The organism is Leptothoe kymatousa TAU-MAC 1615 (assembly GCF_018739865.1).
Lineage (GTDB): Bacteria > Cyanobacteriota > Cyanobacteriia > Phormidesmidales > Phormidesmidaceae > Leptothoe > Leptothoe kymatousa.
The window spans coordinates 436,014-454,945 of the sequence record NZ_JADOER010000004.1 but is presented as its reverse complement, the minus strand read 5'-3'; the positions used below and the strand labels follow the sequence as shown (position 1 = coordinate 454,945).

Genomic DNA, 18,932 nt, shown 5'->3' with positions numbered 1-18,932 from the left:
CTACCGCTGCTAACCCAAAGGATAAAACGACCTGCACCACTGGCGGATTGCCTAAATGTGGCAAATAGAATCATCCCGCAAAGAATTAGCAACGGAATTGTTTATGCAGCGACCTTAACCTTGCCAGCACTCCCCATGGCCATCAGCATGTGATAGGTGATCAAAAGCTGAGTCAGGGCTAGGGGATAGCTCTGCAAAGTTTCACCGGTGGTGCCGACAATCTTACCCACTTCCTGGTTGCCTTCGAGGCTACAGAACTGACCCAGATAAGGGACATCGCTGCACAGGGTGCGCTCTAGCTGCTGAACCTGCTCAGGAGTGGCATGGCCATCGATGGATAGAACGTCCACAGGCTTACCCATGTCACGCTCTAGCCCCAGACGAATCGCCTTACCCAAGTCGCTATCGAGGATGTCGGTGAAATCGGGGTGAGGGATCGTGGGGCGCAGAATCAGATTCACGTTGAGCAGCAGATCGTTGGCCGCTTCTTCGGGATTCTCTGGGGGGTAAAAGGTGACTACCACATCAGCCCACTTACGCTGGGGACGGATAAAGGCCTCGGAGTCGGGCTCACGGGCAGCCAAGGCAGCTAATACAGCAGTCTCGTCATAGCCACGCTTGCGCGTATCACGCTTGATTTTCCACTTGGTGCGCAGATCTTCGGGGGGAGCTAGATAGACCTTAACGTCGTAAGCGTTGCGAGCTCGCTGGCTAGAATAGCCCAACAAGCCTTCAACGATCACAAACTTCTTAGGTTCGATATATTCTGGCGCATCAAACTCACCGGTGGTGTGGTTGTAGATGGGCTTCAGAATAGGTTCGCCCTGACGAAGCAGCTCTAGGTGCTGCTCAATGATGTCCACATAGTTGCAATCGGGGTGCAGCGCAGAAATTCCCATTTCTTTACGCTGTTGGCGATCGTAACGGTGGTAGTCGTCAGTACAAATGGTTGTTACGTCATGCTCACCCAGAACCTGAGCAATCCCGCGAGTCAGAGTAGTTTTACCGGCGGCACTGTCTCCTACAATACCAAGGATAATTGGGCGTTCTGCCATAGGGATACCTCCTGCTCCTTTAGATTTTCTTAAACTCAGTCGTTAGCTTTATCTTATGCACCAACGGTACTGGGCTCAAGAAGTCTGTGTCTAGGAATACGCTTTGGGATCCTTAGAATTAGTGAGTAAAAATACTCATAACCGTTGAAAAACCAGGCTTTATGCTTTTTCAGCTTGGTAAAAAAATTAACAGAAAAATTCTGAATCCATGACTAAAGCACCTAATCGGTTACCCAGATAATACGGAGACGGTTTCGACCTCGTTTCTGCGCTAGGGCCAGGGATTCTTCGGCCTTGGCGATTAGGAGCCGCTCATCGGTGGTGGGGTGTTCAGTATCGGTCACCGCCCCGCCAATGTTGACATCCAAAGCCGTTTGGGTGCCATCGCTAAGGGTTACGGGCTCATTGGTGAGGACAGACCGTAGGGTTTCTGCATATTGGTTGACGGCTTTTAGGTCCAGCCCGGTCAGGCTACAGGTGAATAGCCCTTGATTATTGCTAAATAACCAGGCATCTACGGTTAAATTGTGCTGCAAAATTTGGGCAACGGCAGACCAGAGGGCTTGTTCTTTTTTGAGGTCGCTGGCAAGGCTCTGGCGGGGTTGGGGCTGCACCAACAATAGGCCAACGGACGGAAGCTGCCCCTGGGGCATTTGCTGCAGCAAGGAACGGGTGGTGCGCGATACGGCGGCATCGCTGACGAAACCGGTGGTGTTATCGAGGAGGTCTAGGGATTGCAGCAGATTTTGGTAGCTGTGGCGTAGGGTACTAGCTCTGCGGGTCTGGCTCTCGACTTCCTGCTGTTTAGCTAAGAGCTGATCTTCTAAACTGTGGGTTTGTTTTTTGCTGCGGGAGATCCGCCACTCTCGTTTGAGGAAGGCGGGAATGGTGACGAGTAAGCCAAACAAAACGCCTAACCCAGAGGTGGCTAATAATACGGTGGCTAGATGTTGATCCTGCAGCTGCCAGACAAAAAGGTTGATGTTGATCAGCTGATCGTTTTGGAGGGCAAATGCGATCGCAATAAATGCAACCAACAGGGCAAAAATAAGAAACAACGCCATGGGACGAAGGGTAACAAAGGAACAGTAGGGTCTCAGCCTTGGGGAAACTGAAGTGCCCATCTATCATCTGAAAATATGGGCATTTATTCAATTTTATGGAGACCGTCAACGCCCCCATCAACGGGTCAATAAAATCAACGCCAAATCAACGCGCCAAATCAAGCCAGTTATCGCACAATCAAGAATAATAGTGATATGGCGCAATGCTGGCGCGAGGACACATAGCAATGGCTGAACTCACCGGTTCCTGGCTCGGCTCTTATTGGCAAGCAGAGACTCCCACTCGCTTCGAGGCCACTTTTGTCCAAGCCCACAATAGTCTAAGTGGGCGCACCATGGACGATGGCCCCCTGGGAGAAGCTCAAATTCAGGGAGACGTCACAGGTCGACGCATCACCTTTTCCAAACAATATTTCAACAACCCCACCTACACCATCCAATATAGCGGCACCGTCTCAGAAGATGGCAATCACATCACCGGGCAATGGCAATTCGATGCCAAACACAGCGGTCCTTGGGAGGCCCATCGTAACGACAATGATCTAACCAAGGAACTGCAGGCCGTATTAGCTAAATCAGCCCCAAAACTGGCCAATTCTAAGGGATAATCGCCTTCCCTCGTGAGTGCTAGTCTCCAGGGCCTGTGTATACCCAGCCCTATACCTTCAACATCACCTCAGGCAGCAGTTCGGCGGGGACCTGATTCATGGCCTGCTTTTGGCCATCCATGCCTAGGAGTTCATAGTGGCTAGACACATTGCGCACCAGGGACTTAAACATAGGCTCGTAGGTGGCCGCCTCCTTCGGTGTGGTTTTTAGCGCCACGACATAGTGTTCTAAGGCGCGGGTTAAATGGGCCGCCACCAGTTCTGGGTCGGTTTCCATACCCCGCGCCATTTTGTCGTAAATACTGCCCAAACAATGGCGAATGGAGGCTAAATCTAAACTAGAGGGAGCCAACTCCGACGCTTTCAGGGCCGCTTCGTAGGCAATCACTGCGTTTTGCTTATAGCGCCCCTGGGGATCGGCTGGGGCCTCAGGGTGGTTCGCCAATTCCCAAAACGCGGTGCCCAGATTGTTATAGGTGCTGGCACAGGCGGCCGCATCCGTTGCCGGCGTCCGATAGTTCAGCGCATCACGGTAGGCGGCAATGGCATGCTTGAGCAAAAAGATCGGCCGTTCGTGGCGCGATAAACTCCAGTAGGCAATGCCGAGATTGTTTTGCACGGCAGCATAGTCTAGGGGAGAGGTTTCAGGATTGTGGCAGCGTAGGGCTTCGTTATAGGCGGCAATGGCACGGTGGAGGTAGGACTTGGGCTGCTCATAATAGGCCAGCTTCCAGTACACGGAGCCCAGGCTGTTTTGCAACATGCCATATTCTTCAGGGGCGGTTTCTATGGAGCTAAAGGGCAGGGCCTGACGATAGGCATTCACGGCTGCTTTGAGGTGGGTGACGGAGTCGTCATAGTTGGCTAATGCGCTGTACACAGCCCCCAAATTGCCGTGGAGACGACTGCTGATTTCGCCGTCCGCATCCGCATATTGCAGCCCGGTTTTGTATAGGTCGGCGCTGTGTTTCATGCCAGCCACCAGGGCAGTGCGATCGCGTTGGTGTTGGGCCTGAAGCCAATGCAATGTACCTAGATCATTCAGCCCGGCAGCACGCTGGGTATCCCCTTCCGGTAGCCAGTGCAGATATCGATCAAAGGTCGCAATGGCAATATCCAATAGGTTGGGCGTTATCGTCCCCGCTTCAATCACATCTCGATAGTGATGCCCAAGGGTGCGATAGCCCTCGACGAGTTCCGCCGCATCTGCCCCTTCACTCTCCCGCTGGGCCAAAAATTCTAGGGGATTCTCCAAGTTGATGATATTTGTGCCACCGGCTGGTGCAGGGCCGTCGGCAGCGACGGAACGCCCTTCCTGGGGCACGGTTTGGGTCTCTTGTTGAGCCCCAGAGGCCCGATCTAGCTGGGCTAAATCTTCACTGAGAATTTGCCAAATGTCCGCATCGGGTTCACTGGTGGGGGTTTCACCGTAAAGGCCATTCACCATCGGTGTCGCAGCCGATTCCGGCACCCCATTGACGGGTTCGCTCACAAAGGTGAACACACCACTGCGCCACTGCCAAAACTCGGGGGCAGATTTTTCTAGGGTGCGGTACCAGGGCCACGATACCCAGATCACCAGGCTGCTGTCTAAATGGGGTAGCAGGGATTGAATATTTTCCAGGGACCGCAGGAAATGGTTTTGCGATCGCATAGACTGGTGGGTCATCGCCTCCAAACCCACCACCTGCAAATGGGGCGTAGGCTTAGGAGCTTGCTTCAGCCAGTGCACCAACTGCACCACCAAATCTGGCTGACGGGGGTCAAAGGTCAACTGCTCTATGGCCACAGACCCAAAGTCATCCAAAGCGGGACTCAAGGTGGCCAAATCTGAACGGAGCCGATCCACCAGCTGGTGCTGCAGGGTATCGCTGTCGCACACTGCGATCAAAAGCTGACGCCGGAGATTAAGCTGAAGTGAGGTTTTAAGGCCTTCATACTGACGTTGATTTAACCCCAAGACCTGGCGAGTTCTAAGTTGCGTGGCCACCATAGCGCAGACGAAAAAAGTGTGAAAAGAACGGGCAACAAAAGTAAGGGCACGATTAAACAACCAGCATTCAGACACCAGTTGAGATAACCTGTGAAAGACCCTTAAACTTTGTCGTCGCTAATCCTCAATCGGATTTAAGAAGGTGTATTCTGTAAACTCAATGCTCCAAAGCGAGTTAGCAGAAGCAATCTATCCTCTCAATCAGCAACGACAGCTATCCCTAAGGGAGTAAACAATTGCATATCCATCTTTTCCCCACGAAAAAGTCAACATCAGGAATCGACTGATGATTTGGCACATACAGCGGTAATCCTGTCTGAGGCCTAGGCACTGCTGTAAAATGGATTAAGCGGGATTGCTGATTCTGGGTACAAACTCTCTGTAACCGGTTGACATATTGCAATTCGTAAACGGCCAGTCATACTTAAGGTCAATACGGCTGTTGGTTATTTTTCTGCGACGATACCGTTTTCTAATGGTGCAGTCCAATCCATTTACTAGGTGAACTGAACACTCATCCATGTCGATTACGGTAAAGTCTTCCATCCGCCAGTCTCAGCATGCAGTCATATCCGAACTGGCTGATATTATTGAAGCGACCTGGCACCGCACCCTGAACCTATCGCCTTACCATCTACCGGCAGACCTGGGCTATGTCGAGAGCCGTTTAGAGGGCGAACGGCTGGTCATTGAAAATTCCTGTTATCAAACTCCAGAATTTCGAAAATTACACCTAGAGCTAGCCAAGGTGGGCCCCAATCTGGACATTCTCCACTGCGTTATGTTCCCCCGCCCCGAGTACGCTCTACCCATGTTTGGCTGCGACATTGTCAGCGGGCGCGGTCAGATTAGTGCCGCCGTGGTCGATCTGTCCCCCACCAGCCCCCAGGGGCTGCCAGCCGCCTATAACCTGGCCCTACAGGGCACCGGCACATCCGGCTATGCCCAACCCAGGGAATTACCCAGCTGGGGCCATATTTTTTCGGACTATTGCTGTTTTATCAAACCCGTTGATGAGCAGGAACATCGCCGCTTTTTAGATCAGGTCCAACACTATCTCACCGTGCACTGCCACCAGGCGGTGGCCACACCGGCCACCCCCAACCAGCGGGCCAGCATTTTGGCGGGGCAACGCAACTATTGCACCCAGCAGCAACAAAACGATAAAACCCGTCGCATTTTAGAAAAAGCCTTCGATTCAGACTGGGCCGAGCGCTACATGACCACGGTGCTGTTTGACTTGCCTCCGGAGTAACTCCAGGGCACCATAGGTTTTCGGGCATTCCCCGGCCATGGCTAGTGCGCCATTGCTGGAGCAAAATTGTCCAGAGCTTTATGGCTCTATCTGCTACAACGGAGATCTGAAGGCATCGGTGCCCAGAGGGGCCTGGCCTGAGGATGTGTCACTGCTATTTTTTCGAGATTTGCCATGCCTTCGACATCGGTCCCCCCCAATGACCAAGCCACTAAAAACAGGGTATCCCAACCGACGGGGCAATTGATTGTCTTTACTGGCCCCAGCGGTGTGGGTAAGGGCACCTTGCTGCGCCACTTGCTAGGGCAACACCCAGACATTCAGCTATCCATTTCGGCCACCACCCGTCAGCCCCGCGAAGGGGAAGAAAATGGCAAACATTATTATTTTGTTTCAAGACCTGAATTTGAAGCGATGGTGGCCCAGGGGGACTTATTGGAATGGGCTGAGTTTGCGGGCAATCTCTACGGCACCCCCCGCAAACCCCTCGAACACATGATTGACCGGGGCCATACGGTAATTTTAGAAATTGAATTGGACGGGGCCCGCCAGGTACGGGAAAGTCTGCCAGCCGCCCGGCAAATTTTTGTGTTGCCCCCCAGCGTGGAAGAGTTGGAAGCCAGAATTCGAGAACGGGGCCAGGATTCGGATGATGCGATCGCAAAACGCATGGCCCGAGCCCAGATAGAAATCCAGGCCGCGTCGGAATTTGATATTCAAATTTTGAACGACGATCTGGAGCTCGCCGTGAAACAACTAGAGCTTGCCGTATTTACTCAGCCGTCGACGGCGGCACACCAGCCATCACCACCAGAGACTCCACCACAGATTTAACCAACGGAGCGGCCACGGTAGACCCATAGGAATCTTCCCCCAAGGGTTCATCAATCACCGCTAGCACCACATAGCGAGGATTTTCAACCGGCAAAATCCCCACAAAGCTGACCAAACGACCATCGCCATATTCGCCATACTCATTCGCCTTTTGGGCTGTCCCCGTTTTACCGCCCAAACGATAGTTAGCCACCTGGGCTGGCTGGCCCGACCCAGACTCCACCACCGCTTCCATCATCTTGACCACGGTCTGGGTCGTTTCTTTAGAAAATAGCTTTTTGCCATCGGGGCGCTGGGGCTGCCAGGCGAGGTTGCCCTCTGGATCCACCAGCCCACGAACAACGTGGGGACTCACTAACTGCCCGCCATTGGCCAGGGCACTATGGAGCTGTGCCAGCTGAATAGGATTGAGCGAAAACCCCTGGCCAAAGGCCGTAGTGGCCGCTTCCACCGGGTTATTCACAAACTGGGAACGACTTTTCAACTGAGCCAAGGCCTCGGCGGGCAGTTCAATGCCGGTGGAAGAGCCCAGCCCCATTTTTTCCAACCAACTGTAGTAATCAGACCGCTTTAAGCGCTCCATAATGTGCACCATGCCCACGTTGCTAGAATGGCGCAGTACATCGGTAATGTTGATCGATCCCCGTCCACCGACGGCCTTGTAATCGACATTTTGAATGGTCCACTGGTCATACTCCAGCTTGCCTTCATCGTAGATATACTCATCTGGGACAATTAACCCTTCTTCTAGGGCAATGGCCACATTAATTGGCTTAAACGTGGACCCCGGCTCGTAGAGATCGCTCACGACCCAGTTCTTAAACTGCTCCACATTGGCTTCGTAATAGCGATTGGGGTCATAGGTGGGCGTAACCGCCAGGGATAAAATCGCCCCATCCCGACTATCCATCACAATCAGCGCCCCCTGCTTAGCGCTGTAGCGCCGCACAGTGGCATCTAAATTACGCTGGGCCACCCGCTGCAAACGGCTATCCAAGGTTAGCTGTAGCCTTAAATCATCTCGATTGGGCTGCTGCTGCTGCAAACTATTGGGAAAGGGCACATCCTCCAGGTCATATAGCAGCTGGTCTTGCAGGGCATATTCCAACCCAGCCTGGGGCTCGCCTTCCAAATTGATATACCCCACCAGCTGGGACATTAGCGCCTGCTGGGGATAAAAACGCTGCTGACTGGGCAATAAATCTAGGCCGTCTAGCCGCAAATTGCGCAGCCGCTCGGCCAGTTCTTCAGACACATCAACCGCAACCTGAATTCCGGTTTCCTGTTCTTGAAATCGTTGCAGCAGGGTGTCCTGAGAACGATTGAGCACATTTCCCAGGGTCGCCGCCATTTCCTCTCGGGAGCGGCTAAACAACATGGGATGGGCATAAATGGTGTAAACCACCCGATCCACCGCTAGCACATTGGCCTGGCGATCAATAATGGGGCGGCGGGAGGCCCGGGGCACTTGAGGTAAACTCTGGCGCTGCTCTTGGGCTTGGACCTTAAGCTGATCCCCCATCACCAGCTGCAGCCGTATCAGCCGAGCACTCAGACCTAGCATCACCAGCACCAAAAAGGCCCAAACGGTCACTAGCCGAAAGCGTGGCGAGGCTAAGTGGCGAGGCCGACGGGCCGGTGGACGCTGGAAGGGATTAGATGGCTGCGTGACCATAAACGGATACAACAATAGGTAAGGGACACCCGTTGATCCCATGATTAGCGCCAAAATAGCGCAACCAGCTGAGTATCTTCAGCCGATTGGTGCATGGAACGGACCCATCGCATACCCCATAATTGTCATCGGGTTAGCTAGTTTTAGTAACCCAAAGGATGCGACATCGGAGCAGGTGCTTCAGGCATTGGAGCATGCTCTACGGAGGGCCGAACAGGTGCGGGTGCCAAGAAGATAGCACGCTTAGGCTCAAACGGTTTAAATCCAGCTGTTGGGGATTCTGCTTGCTCCGCCATACTGTGCTTCAGAGTTTCATTGACGGTGGTCACCTGCTGAGTCGAAACCTTGAGGACTTCTAACTCTCGAAAGGCTCGAGCGACGCTTTTGTCTAGATAAACCGTCCAACTGTAAATGACTAGGGCAGCTGCCACCAAACCGCCGGTAAAAATAGTAGACCCCTGTTGCAACCCCACCAGAAGCTTTAACCCCAGGGGCAAACGTGGCGCTGTGGGCAGCTGTTTAACTTCGGCCGGAGTCGACGGTTTAGATGCCGGACTGTGTACGGCATCGGGAATAGACTGCGCTCCAGCCACATGGGATGGGGAGTGCAGTGATACTAAATTGCTTTGACTAGAGCCGTCATTGTGTCTGGCTCCATCTGCGTCAACCCTAACGGCAAACCCCACTTGATTGCTCCTTAATCACCAATTTTCCCCACGTGCGATCGCTAGCCACGCTCGTTGTGGTTACGTTTACACACACACCAACAAAAGATAGCAGAAAACCCAGGTCTCCCAAGTGTTCTTTGGTACCAATACGAAATTGCTGATGGCTAATAAGAGTTTTTCTAGTTCACTTGCTAGTAATCAGGATAGATTGATGCGATCTCATCTAAACCGATGTAGAAGTGAGCCCCATGCTACCCGAGTCCTTTCTAAAGAACAAGCCCTAGCCTACAGTTTCACGCACATAACTCAAGATACAAGCCTCCGCCAGCAGATTTAAACAGTAGAAACCCTGGCACGAAGGTCTTACTAGATACATCTACCGCACCCAGGCCCCAACCCATAGGGAAAACAAAGGGCAGGCCCTTCAAAAAGAGAGCCTGCCCCGCTGGTCATTATTGCCGTAGCAATACCCTATTACTCAGCCGTAGCCAACTCAGTGCTACCCCGGCGGCGACCACGGGTAAGGCTATTGAATAGCATTTGACCAATGGCCTTGACCAGGTTGCCTTCCAGTTCTTTGAACAAATGCATATTGATACCAAAGGCATCATTAGCTTCCTCCACGATGCGATCGGCCATCGCTTCGTCTACAGGAGCTGCATTAATGGTGCTGCGATAATTATCCTTAAAAGCCCCTTCATCTTCAATGGTGGGGAACTCATAAAACGCCACCCCTTCATCATCGGCTAGGTTCATAGCACGCTGGGCAATGTTCTTAAGGATTTGCCCACCGGACAAATCACCCAGGTAACGAGTGTAGGAGTGACCCACTAGCAATTCAGGAGCCTCATTGGACACCTGGCGAATGCGATCTACATAGGCCTGCCCAGCTGGAGAAAGGGAAATTTGCTCCTTCCAGTTGGGGCCATAGTAATAAGCCAGATCAGTTTCCAAGGTTTCCTTGCGATAGAGCTCAGGGTAGTAAACCGAAGAAACCACCGGATGCGCCTTATGGCGCTCTAGCTCTTCTTCCATGGCAGCGTAAATATAGTAAAAGTTACCCACCAGCTTGCGGTAAGACTTTTTCTCAACTACACCACGCAAAAAACAGCGAACAAAGCCTACGTTCTCGGCCATTGTGTGCGCTTTCTGCGTACCCTTCTTGAGCTTTTCGGCTAAATTGCTGCTCATACTAAAAACTATCTCGACGTTAAATGGAGTTTGATATCGTCCGCTGCGCGTGACGACGAACTAAGGGGCACTGAGATGAGAGGTCGAATAAAACTCAACCCCACCCAAAACAGGAACCGCTTTAGCCATCGGGACATCGCCATATTTGAACCCTAGACTGTTTTGATGAGGCTTTTCATTACATTTTTTTACGTACTCAAACGACCAAGAGACCGTCCTGAGCCTGCTTCAACGGACATAACCCTATCTCTGCCTAGGCTTCACAGCAGCCTCAAAAATGTCACTTTTGTATCATTTCGCAATCTTTTGAAACTTTTCAAGCACAATTCTAAAAATCTGAGTTGCAACCGGTTTACACGTTAGCCAATTGCCATCGCACAGACCTAATCAAAAAAACGATCTAGGGCCGCTTTTAGCTCAGTCAACTCCTCTTCTATGTTGCCTTCAGTGACGGCACGGCTAATACACTCGCTAATGTGTTCATCTAAAATCAGCCGTGCCACCCGATCTAGGGCTCCTCGCACAGCCGCGACCTGTACCAATACATCCGGGCAGGCTCTGCCTTCATGAACCATTGTTTTGATCCCCCTGACATGCCCCTCAATCCGGGATAGACGATTGACAATACGTTTGAGGGATTCCTCACTGTGGGTATGGCCATGGGAATCGTGGGAGTGGGGGCGGATATCGGGCGAGATGCTCAAGGGTTAAACCTAATAGGTGGATAGCAGTAGATAAAAAAATAACGAACATTCACGGTGGCGAATGTTCGTTAATTATTGTTACGTCTACATAGGGTTTTGTCACCCTGATTAATTTTTATGCATTCGACGACTGGCCTACTGTCCCTTCAGCCAGCGAGCAACGTCCTTAGCATGGTAAGTCAGAATTAAATCAGCCCCTGACCGCTTGAAGCTCATCATGGTTTCCATCACGAGTTTCTCTTCATCCACCCAGCCATTCAACGCGGCCGCTTTCACCATGGAATATTCACCCGATACGTTATAGGCCGCCACCGGGAGGTTAGTCGCTTCCTTCACTCGCCAAATGATATCCATATAGGCCAGCGCTGGTTTCACCATCAGCATATCTGCGCCTTCAGTAATATCCAGCTCAATTTCTTTGATGGCTTCCTTACCATTAGCCGGATCCATCTGATACGTACGCCGATCGCCAAACTGAGGGGCGGACTCTGCCACATCCCGAAAAGGTCCGTAGTAGGAGGATGCATACTTGGCGGCGTAAGACATGATCGGAATATTTTCAAACCCGGCTTCGTCTAGACCAGAGCGAATTGCCCCCACAAAGCCATCCATCATGCCAGAAGGCGCAATAATGTCAGCCCCTGCATTCGCCTGGGAGACGGCGGTCTTCTTGAGGAGTTCTAGGGTTGGGTCGTTGAGCACTCGCCCGGTCAAGTCCCCCACCTCTAGGTATCCACAATGGCCGTGGGGGGTGTACTCACAGAGGCAGGTATCGACGCTGACCACCAAATCGGGGACAGCTTTTTTCACCGCTTCCGTAGCCTTTTGCACAATGCCGCAATCGTGCCATGCGCCGGTGGCGTCATCATCCTTGCCTTCAGGAATGCCGAAGAGAATGATGGATGGAATTCCCAAATCGTAGACTTCCTTCGCTTCTTCTACGATTTTGTCTATCGAAAGCTGGTAAACACCGGGCATGGACTTCACTTCATTAGCCACCCCCTCACCGGGAACCGCAAACAGCGGATAGATAAAGTCGCTGGTGGTCACAATGTTCTCGCGAACCATGCGGCGCAATTGGGGATGGCTGCGCAACCGACGAGGGCGGTGAGTTGGAAACATGTTTTTAAAAAGAGAGAGCCATGTAAAAGGGTCAGAAAACCAGTCTAAAACCTGGTTGGGGGTGTATTTTCAGAGACATTAAAAAAAGTAACGTTCGACAGTATTCATGCGGGACAGTCACCCTAGGCTCGGTTTGGGCGATGGTCTAGGGCAGCGTCAAAGCTAAAAATTGGGATTCTGCCTTGATCAAGCGTGAGGGGTTAACAGTGACGCTTGATCTCGTTTGCCCCTTTACGCTTCACTAAATTTGATCCTAAATCTTAGGCTTGCCAGCCCACCAGTGGTTTGAGTGCCATGGCAGGCCAAGGCCAGCACCATGCGAAAAAACACCACTTTGCGCACCACCAGAAACGATAGAATAAGCCACCGTCAGCGTGAGGAATGGGTCAGTGTTTGCAACGGCAGAGTTGCTCTGGGCATTAATTGGTTTAATTTTGACCATCGGAGGGACCTGGTTAGAAGTCTTCATTACCGACGTGCCATGGCATTGGGGTAACGGATTTGCGGTAATTTCTCTGGGCGTAAGTTTTCAGGTGGGGGCGGTCTTGCTAATTGGGTGTCTGGGGGGTAAAAATGCGGCGGCCTTATCTCAGATTGCCTATCTAAGCCTAGGTATTGTGCTTTTTCAGGCCTTTGATCTTCAAGTGTTTACCCAGGGCGGTGGTGTGAGCTACCTGAGAGAACCTAGCTTTGGCTACCTTCTAGGATTTATTCCAGCCGCCTGGGTTTGTGGGTATTTGGCCTTTTTAGAAACCTTGAAGTTAGAAAATTTGGCCCTGAGCTGTTTGGGCGGGTTAGCGACAATTCATGGGGTGGGATTGGTGTATTTGCCCCTGGCCTATGTATTACAGTGGACTGGTGAGAATACGCCGTCTCTGGCTAATGCAATTTTCACCTATTCAATTGCGCCCATTCCTGGCCAACTCGTATTAGTCTGTGCCGTTTCGGTACTCGCCTATGGAATGCGTAAGGTGATGTTTTACTAGGTTGTTCTATTTATTTATAGGTAGCGTTATCGCAGCATGACCAGATTACGGAGAAATCAAATTAATCGCCTCTTCTGGGTGGCTGCCTTTATTGGACTTTTCCTCGATCAGATTACGAAGCATTGGGTGGTGCAAAATTTCACCCTGGGTCAACCCGTGCCCATTATTCCTGGAGTCTTAAACTTTACCTATGTGCTCAACCGGGGCGCGGCCTGGAGCATTTGTAGTGGCGATGGCTGCCGTTGGGTGCTGCCCTGGCTGTCGGTAATTGTGAGTATCGGCATCGCTGGCTATGGTCTGCTGATGCGCATTGAAGACCGCTGGGAGCGGGCTGGTTGGGGGTTTATTTTGGCCGGGGCCTTGGGCAATGGCATTGACCGGGTGAAGGCGGGGGAAGTGGTGGATTTTATTCAGGCATTTCCCATTACCCGATTTCCCGTCTTCAATCTGGCGGATATTTGGATCAATGTAGGCATCATCTGCTTGTTAATTGCGATTTTGGTGACGGCCCAACAGGAAGGGAAACATTCTTAGGGGATGTTTGAGGCAATAGCCAGATATTTGAACTCACACCAGACACAGCATGACCAACATCCTGAAATTTAGATTCATCAATCGCCTTTGGGCTGAGCTGCATAAACTCAGACTAAAGGCTCAATCCTTGTAAAGGTCTAACTGACAGCCACAGGCTCAAGGTTAATGTGTCCTATGTGATTGGCCTACTTAATTTCTTCCTGTTTTTTCTGGTTTCCTGCTAGAAAGTCAACATGTTGCGGCAACAATTTTTTCAGGTCATATCTATCCAGGATAGTGGCCCTTGCCTGATGACGTATATCGCCTAGGTCCTGTTGTCGGTCTAAAAGGTCATTAATTTTTTCGGCAATGGCGTTGATATCCCAAAAGTCTATAAGAAATCCATTTACACCGTCGCGAATCACCTCTTCCACAGGGGGAGTTTTTGAACCCAACACCACACAGCCACAAGCCATGGCTTCTAACATGGACCAGGAAAGTACAAAGGGAAAGGTCAAATACACGTGCACCGAAGAAGCTTGGTAAACCTGAAGCAGCTGATTGTAGGTCAGGGAACCAGTAAAATGCAGGCGGGATTGGTCTAAATCAATTTCCTGTAAAGCTTTTTCGCGATAAGTGCGACCATCTGGCAAGGAAGAGCCATAAGCTACTCGGTCTTGGCCCACGACAACAACATGGCAGTGCGATCTCATTTTTTGCACCTGAGCAATAGCCGCCATAAATTGGGGAAAGCCTCGATAAGGCTCCATGCCACGGGCAACATAGGTCACAACTTCAGGGGTATGGGACAGGTCCAAACCATTTTTCTGAAAGGCTTGCTGAATGCGTTCAGTAGACGAGAGGGCTGGCTTTTTCTTATTCGACGACTGAACGCCAAATCCCTTACCGGTATTCCCTTTAGACCTTTTACTAATTGCCCCCTTATCGGTGGGCACAGTCTGCGTCGGTACCGGGGGCAGAACTAATTTAGCATCGGGCTTAGGCTGACAAAATGTGGTGTCGATACCATCGTGCAAAACTATCAGTTTGGGATGAAATTCAGCCGGAAACTGTTGTTTTTGCCAATGGGTGGGTACCAAACCAGCATCACAGTTCGCCAACTCAATCAAAATAGAGGCATTTTTCACCCGCAGCCGCGCTATGTTGTCGGCGTTATTGAGTTCAGCCGGGTCAAAGTCAAAATCTGAGCCACATACACGGTAGTACCACTCAAAAAAGCCAATGTAGCGAGCCTTAGGGAACAAATCTCGCATAAATAGTCCCGGTCCCCACCCCACATGGGAATAAATCACATCCGGTGCAAAACCATATTTCGTCTTTAACTGATCGGCAACACGCCAGGCGGCTTGCCCAGCCAAGACAGAGCCTTCAAACTCACGAACATAGGGATGGGTAGTTTCACTCACCTGACGGGACGGCCGATAAAGGACCTTCTGCACCCCGGATATTTGGCCGGTTTCGCAGGCGGTAATAAAGACAACCTGGTGAGCTGGATCGGCCCCCAATAGAGTCGCTACCTGACGAAACTGAGCCGGGAAATTGGGGTGTAGAAAAAGAATTTTCATCCAAACAAGTGGGCTGAAATAGCATGTGAAGTACTACTTTAACCATTGTCTATCAAGGACCGGTCAAAATAGACATGGGGACTGTCATCCCTCCATAGACTTAGAAAAGATTTAGATAACGTGGGCAAATCAGGTGAGCTGTGGCATGATGTCCGCAATCCTGGTTATTTTTGCTATAGCTGTAATAACCAGTTCAGGGGCCTCGGGCTCAGGTGGAATAGTTACAGCGTTGGTCACATTGGTTAGGACACACCATATCCCTTAAAAGCATTAAGCTACAACGCCAATGTGACACGCAAACACCCTCATACATCAGGACGTTTGCTATACCATCAATATGCTTAATTTGTTTCTCTAAAATCGCTACGTCCAGGAATGACTCAGCCGCCCCGCCGTAATTCGCCGACGACGCCACCGCGCACCATCCTGGGGACGATGACCCAGGTGATTCAAAATGTTGCCCGGGTGGATTTCAACAAACTGGCGTTGAAACCTGGGGCCCGGGTGCCGAAGCTGGTGGTGGACTATGAAAGCCAACGCCAGGTCTATGATTTGGTGGGCGATCACTATGTGCTGGGACGGAGTTCGAAGAGCTGTGACATTGTGGTGCGCAGCCCCCTGGTGAGTCAGACCCATTTGACGTTGACGCGCGATCGCAGCCAGCCAGGCACTCCATTTATCCTCAAGGACCAAAAATCCACCAACGGCACCTACTGCGGCAAAAAGCGGCTCAAAACCTTTAAGCTCCAGGATGGAGACATTCTCAGTTTGGGGCCAAAAGAACTCAACGATGCCGTTACCGTGCGGTTTCAAAACCCCGCCCCCTGGTATCTCAAAACCATTCGCTACGGCCTCTATGGCATCACCGGCAGCATTGCCCTGGCCGCCTTTTGGGTAGTAGCCATTGAATGGCCCAAAATTCCCATTCGGCCCATCCCCGAATCGGTACAGGGGCCTGTATCCATATATGGCAATGAAAATGGCGATCGGGTATTGATCAATCCGATTAATAACCAGGCCCACATTGAAAAAAACAAGCTGCGAGACTATTCCAAGTATCTCCCCATGGCGGTGGTGGCCTCGGAAGATTCTCGCTATTACTGGCACCTGGGGGTGGACCCTTGGGGCATTGCCCGCGCCGCTAAAACCAACCTTAGCAGTGGCTCTATCCGCGAAGGGGCCAGCACCATTACCCAGCAGATGGCGCGCAACATTTACCGCGAATATGTGGGCAGCGACGACAGCGCCATGCGCAAAATTCGCGAAATGATTGTGGCCCTCAAGCTCGAAACGTTTTACAGCAAGAACCGGATCATGCTGCTGTATCTCAACCGGGTATACCTGGGCAATAACCTGTACGGGTTTGAAGATGCCTCCCAGTTTTACTTTGGCAAATCGGCTAAGGACCTGAATATTCAAGAAGCGGCCACCCTGGTGGGGATTTTACCGGCCCCCAATGCCTTTAACCCGGTGCAAAGCTACGATGATGCCCTGGACTATCGCAACCGCGTGATCGAGCGCATGGTTGTCCTGGGGATGATCAACCAGGAAGATGGCCGTCGGGCCCGCCGATCGCGGATTGAAATTAGTCCCGCTGCCCGGCGCCAGCTACAAAGTATTCGCGCCCCCTATTTTTATAGCTATATATTTGATGAGCTAGACCAAATTTTGGGGGCTGGGCTGGCGCGGGAAGGCAATTTCTATGTGGAAACCAGCCTCAATTTAGCGGTTCAAACCCAGGCCGAGGCCTCGATGCAAACGGGCATCGATAACCTGGGGAGCCGCTATGGTTTTTCCCAAGGAGCCCTGGTAACGCTGCAATCGTCCACGGGGGAAATCCAAGCCCTAGTGGGCGGAGCCGACTATAACCAAAGCCAGTTTAATCGGGCTTCCCAGGCCATTCGTCAGCCAGGGTCCACCTTTAAGGTATTTGCCTATGCCAGCGCCCTCGAACAGGGCATTTCTGCCGGTGCCAGCTTTAGCTGTAATGACTTGAACTGGGGCGGTCAGTTTTACCAAGGCTGCCGTTCGGGCGGTGGCTCTCTGGATATGTACGATGGCTTTGCCCTGTCGGAAAATGTGGTGGCCCTGCGGGTGGCTCAGGAAGCGGGGTTGGACAACATCGCTAACCTGGCCCGCACCATGGGCATTGAGTCGGACTTGGACCCGGTGCCGGGGATGGTATTGGGCCAAAGTAGCGTCACCCCACTGGAAATTACCGGAGCCGTGGGCGCGATCGCAAACGATGGCTTGTGGAATCGTCCCCATGGGATTCAGCGGGTATTGGATAGTAGTGACTGCGAAAACAATCGCGATCGCAGCACCTGCCGCGTTATCTTCGACTTTTCGGTGGACAGCACCGGCGACATCAACCAGGATGTACTGACTCCGAATACGGCCCGCACCATGGCGTCCATGATGCGGGGCACCGTCAGCGAGGGCACCGGCCGCAGTGCGTACCTGGGCCTGGGGGAGGCGGGCAAAACCGGCACCACCAACGATGGCATAGACCTGTGGTTTATCGGGTTTGTCCCCAGCGCAGACCTAGTGACCGGTGTCTGGCTAGGAAATGACGACAATGCCCCCACCTACGGCAGCAGCTCCCAGGCCGCCCAGCTATGGAGCAACTACATGGGCCAAGTGGTCAGGTAAAAACTTTCTAAACCTTTCCCCGCAATGATTTGGACCCCGTATATGGGCCCAAAAATTTCGTATAAATCAAGACGGATCTCAGTAAATTTACGACTTTATTTTTCTTAACAATAGGCGATTTTTTCCCCAGGGTTTTCCTAAGCTTTTCCCCAGTTACCCTGCGGTTTTCCACAGCCCATGACGACGTTATCAACCATTCAGCAATTCTGTGGAAAAACGACACAGGCAGGGATCGCAGCCTAAATGTAACGGAAAGTAACAAAAATATTGTTCTAACCCGCTTGGTTTCGTTAGGTATTTTTTTTCATTAGAAGATTCTAAAGACCAACAGGCATTGCGGATTGCTATCGTCTCCTGCACAATGAAGCTCCACTGAATCAAGCGACCTGATTAATTAGTGTTGTCCTGGGTCCAATACTGCTGTTCCGAACCTCATTACAGCAGCTGGGCAAGGCTTTATTAGTTAGGCGTTAGTTTGTCGTAACTGTCCATTCAAACTACGTTATCCCTATGCCCTCTGCAACCAATCCAACCACTACCGTTAGCCTGATGATTGAGATTCCTGAAGCCCTACATGTGTCCATTCAAGACTATTTGAATACCCATGAGCTCTGGAGTCAGGAACGGGTGATGCAGGCTGCGCTTTCTCTCTTTTTGATGCAAAACGGTGCCCCCCAGCCCCATGTGAACAGACTGTATTTAGATAGTTTGTTTGGCTGCGCTGTGTAAAACAGCAAAACTGTTTAGCAGGCTTTGCGATCGCAGGCTAATCCTTGTTTGCCGATAGTTAACTAACGTGTCTAAGGAGCTGTTAAAAAACCAATTCACGGTTTAAGCCTAAAAAGCTCTTTAAAGCATGATTGCAATGCCCAAGGCCATGATCTTTTTAACAAGCCTATGCCTGGACCTATGGTTCCAGGCTTTTTTATTATGGGGTTTAGGAAAAGACTCTCCTGCAGGATCACGCCACCCTGGCAGAATATTCCTCAACGAACAGATTATCGGGATAATGCCCCTAATTTAGGA

General features: G+C 51.5%; 16 protein-coding genes. 7 read left to right on the top strand and 9 right to left on the bottom strand.

The genetic code is table 11. From position 1 onward, the window contains the following. Positions 1-101: 101 nt before the first annotated feature. A complete protein-coding gene (locus IXB28_RS04400) occupies positions 102-1,055 on the bottom strand; it encodes a phosphoribulokinase (RefSeq protein ID WP_215617323.1) in 954 nt (317 codons plus the stop codon). 221 nt (positions 1,056-1,276) lie between these two features. Then, positions 1,277-2,119 (bottom strand): lipopolysaccharide assembly protein LapA domain-containing protein, encoded by an 843-nt coding sequence (locus IXB28_RS04395; protein ID WP_215617322.1) that lies wholly within the window; start codon positions 2,117-2,119, stop codon positions 1,277-1,279. Positions 2,120-2,346: 227 nt separating this feature from the next. Between IXB28_RS04395 and IXB28_RS04390 the strand changes: the two genes are divergently transcribed. Next, complete coding sequence (locus tag IXB28_RS04390; RefSeq protein ID WP_215617321.1) at positions 2,347-2,727, top strand: hypothetical protein; 381 nt, start codon at positions 2,347-2,349, stop codon at positions 2,725-2,727. A 49-nt stretch (positions 2,728-2,776) separates the two neighbouring features. Here IXB28_RS04390 and IXB28_RS04385 read toward each other — a convergent pair whose 3' ends face one another. Further along, entirely contained in the window at positions 2,777-4,720 is a 1,944-nt protein-coding gene (locus IXB28_RS04385; RefSeq protein ID WP_215617320.1) for a tetratricopeptide repeat protein, read from the bottom strand. Between the two features lie 520 nt (positions 4,721-5,240). Between IXB28_RS04385 and IXB28_RS04380 the strand changes: the two genes are divergently transcribed. Both IXB28_RS04380 and gmk read left to right on the top strand, forming a co-directional pair. Then, positions 5,241-5,975, top strand: coding sequence for a phycocyanobilin:ferredoxin oxidoreductase (locus IXB28_RS04380; protein ID WP_215617319.1), 735 nt, complete (start codon positions 5,241-5,243; stop codon positions 5,973-5,975). Positions 5,976-6,149: 174 nt separating this feature from the next. Then, positions 6,150-6,809: a guanylate kinase gene (gmk, locus tag IXB28_RS04375; protein ID WP_215617318.1), complete on the top strand. Its 660-nt coding sequence runs from the start codon at positions 6,150-6,152 to the stop codon at positions 6,807-6,809. Here the strand turns inward: gmk and IXB28_RS04370 are convergent. From IXB28_RS04370 to hemB, 5 genes are all read right to left on the bottom strand, one after another. Beyond that, the gene (locus IXB28_RS04370) at positions 6,748-8,526 is read right to left on the bottom strand and encodes a peptidoglycan D,D-transpeptidase FtsI family protein (protein WP_246559606.1); all 1,779 of its coding nucleotides are present in this window, start codon (positions 8,524-8,526) and stop codon (positions 6,748-6,750) included. The two genes, gmk and IXB28_RS04370, sit on opposite strands and share 62 nt — an antisense overlap. 101 nt (positions 8,527-8,627) lie before the next feature. Next, positions 8,628-9,170 carry a hypothetical protein gene (locus IXB28_RS04365; RefSeq protein WP_215617317.1) on the bottom strand — a complete coding sequence of 181 codons (543 nt, stop codon included), beginning with the start codon at positions 9,168-9,170 and terminating at the stop codon, positions 8,628-8,630. A 456-nt stretch (positions 9,171-9,626) separates the two neighbouring features. Further along, on the bottom strand, positions 9,627-10,343 hold the full coding sequence (locus IXB28_RS04360; protein ID WP_215617316.1) for a biliverdin-producing heme oxygenase: 717 nt from the start codon (positions 10,341-10,343) through the stop codon (positions 9,627-9,629). Positions 10,344-10,726: 383 nt separating this feature from the next. Then, positions 10,727-11,047 carry a metal-sensing transcriptional repressor gene (locus IXB28_RS04355; RefSeq protein WP_216862955.1) on the bottom strand — a complete coding sequence of 107 codons (321 nt, stop codon included), beginning with the start codon at positions 11,045-11,047 and terminating at the stop codon, positions 10,727-10,729. Between the two features lie 135 nt (positions 11,048-11,182). Beyond that, on the bottom strand, positions 11,183-12,169 hold the full coding sequence (gene hemB / locus IXB28_RS04350) for a porphobilinogen synthase (protein ID WP_215617315.1): 987 nt from the start codon (positions 12,167-12,169) through the stop codon (positions 11,183-11,185). Between the two features lie 389 nt (positions 12,170-12,558). Here hemB and IXB28_RS04345 point away from each other — a divergent pair, with 389 nt between their 5' ends. Both IXB28_RS04345 and lspA read left to right on the top strand, forming a co-directional pair. After that, a complete protein-coding gene (locus IXB28_RS04345) occupies positions 12,559-13,155 on the top strand; it encodes a biotin transporter BioY (protein ID WP_215617314.1) in 597 nt (198 codons plus the stop codon). 36 nt (positions 13,156-13,191) lie between these two features. Then, positions 13,192-13,689, top strand: coding sequence for a signal peptidase II (gene lspA, locus IXB28_RS04340; RefSeq protein ID WP_215617313.1), 498 nt, complete (start codon positions 13,192-13,194; stop codon positions 13,687-13,689). Positions 13,690-13,874: 185 nt separating this feature from the next. On the opposite strand, the gene IXB28_RS04335 is transcribed toward lspA, so the two are convergent. Next, entirely contained in the window at positions 13,875-15,254 is a 1,380-nt protein-coding gene (locus IXB28_RS04335) for a glycosyltransferase (protein WP_215617312.1), read from the bottom strand. A gap of 375 nt (positions 15,255-15,629) precedes the next feature. Here IXB28_RS04335 and IXB28_RS04330 point away from each other — a divergent pair, with 375 nt between their 5' ends. Both IXB28_RS04330 and IXB28_RS04325 read left to right on the top strand, forming a co-directional pair. After that, complete coding sequence (locus IXB28_RS04330) at positions 15,630-17,906, top strand: transglycosylase domain-containing protein (RefSeq protein ID WP_215617311.1); 2,277 nt, start codon at positions 15,630-15,632, stop codon at positions 17,904-17,906. A gap of 510 nt (positions 17,907-18,416) precedes the next feature. Beyond that, a complete protein-coding gene (locus IXB28_RS04325) occupies positions 18,417-18,635 on the top strand; it encodes a DUF2811 domain-containing protein (protein WP_215617310.1) in 219 nt (72 codons plus the stop codon). Positions 18,636-18,932: the final 297 nt, after the last annotated feature.

Coding starts and splice junctions, on each gene's coding strand:
- IXB28_RS04400 (WP_215617323.1), bottom strand. CDS start 1,055: ATGGCAGAACGCCCAATTATCCTTGGTATTGTAGGAGACAGTGCCGCC.
- IXB28_RS04395 (WP_215617322.1), bottom strand. CDS start 2,119: ATGGCGTTGTTTCTTATTTTTGCCCTGTTGGTTGCATTTATTGCGATC.
- IXB28_RS04390 (WP_215617321.1), top strand. CDS start 2,347: ATGGCTGAACTCACCGGTTCCTGGCTCGGCTCTTATTGGCAAGCAGAG.
- IXB28_RS04385 (WP_215617320.1), bottom strand. CDS start 4,720: ATGGTGGCCACGCAACTTAGAACTCGCCAGGTCTTGGGGTTAAATCAA.
- IXB28_RS04380 (WP_215617319.1), top strand. CDS start 5,241: ATGTCGATTACGGTAAAGTCTTCCATCCGCCAGTCTCAGCATGCAGTC.
- gmk (WP_215617318.1), top strand. CDS start 6,150: ATGCCTTCGACATCGGTCCCCCCCAATGACCAAGCCACTAAAAACAGG.
- IXB28_RS04370 (WP_246559606.1), bottom strand. CDS start 8,526: ATGGGATCAACGGGTGTCCCTTACCTATTGTTGTATCCGTTTATGGTC.
- IXB28_RS04360 (WP_215617316.1), bottom strand. CDS start 10,343: ATGAGCAGCAATTTAGCCGAAAAGCTCAAGAAGGGTACGCAGAAAGCG.
- hemB (WP_215617315.1), bottom strand. CDS start 12,169: ATGTTTCCAACTCACCGCCCTCGTCGGTTGCGCAGCCATCCCCAATTG.
- lspA (WP_215617313.1), top strand. CDS start 13,192: ATGACCAGATTACGGAGAAATCAAATTAATCGCCTCTTCTGGGTGGCT.
- IXB28_RS04335 (WP_215617312.1), bottom strand. CDS start 15,254: ATGAAAATTCTTTTTCTACACCCCAATTTCCCGGCTCAGTTTCGTCAG.
- IXB28_RS04330 (WP_215617311.1), top strand. CDS start 15,630: ATGACTCAGCCGCCCCGCCGTAATTCGCCGACGACGCCACCGCGCACC.
- IXB28_RS04325 (WP_215617310.1), top strand. CDS start 18,417: ATGCCCTCTGCAACCAATCCAACCACTACCGTTAGCCTGATGATTGAG.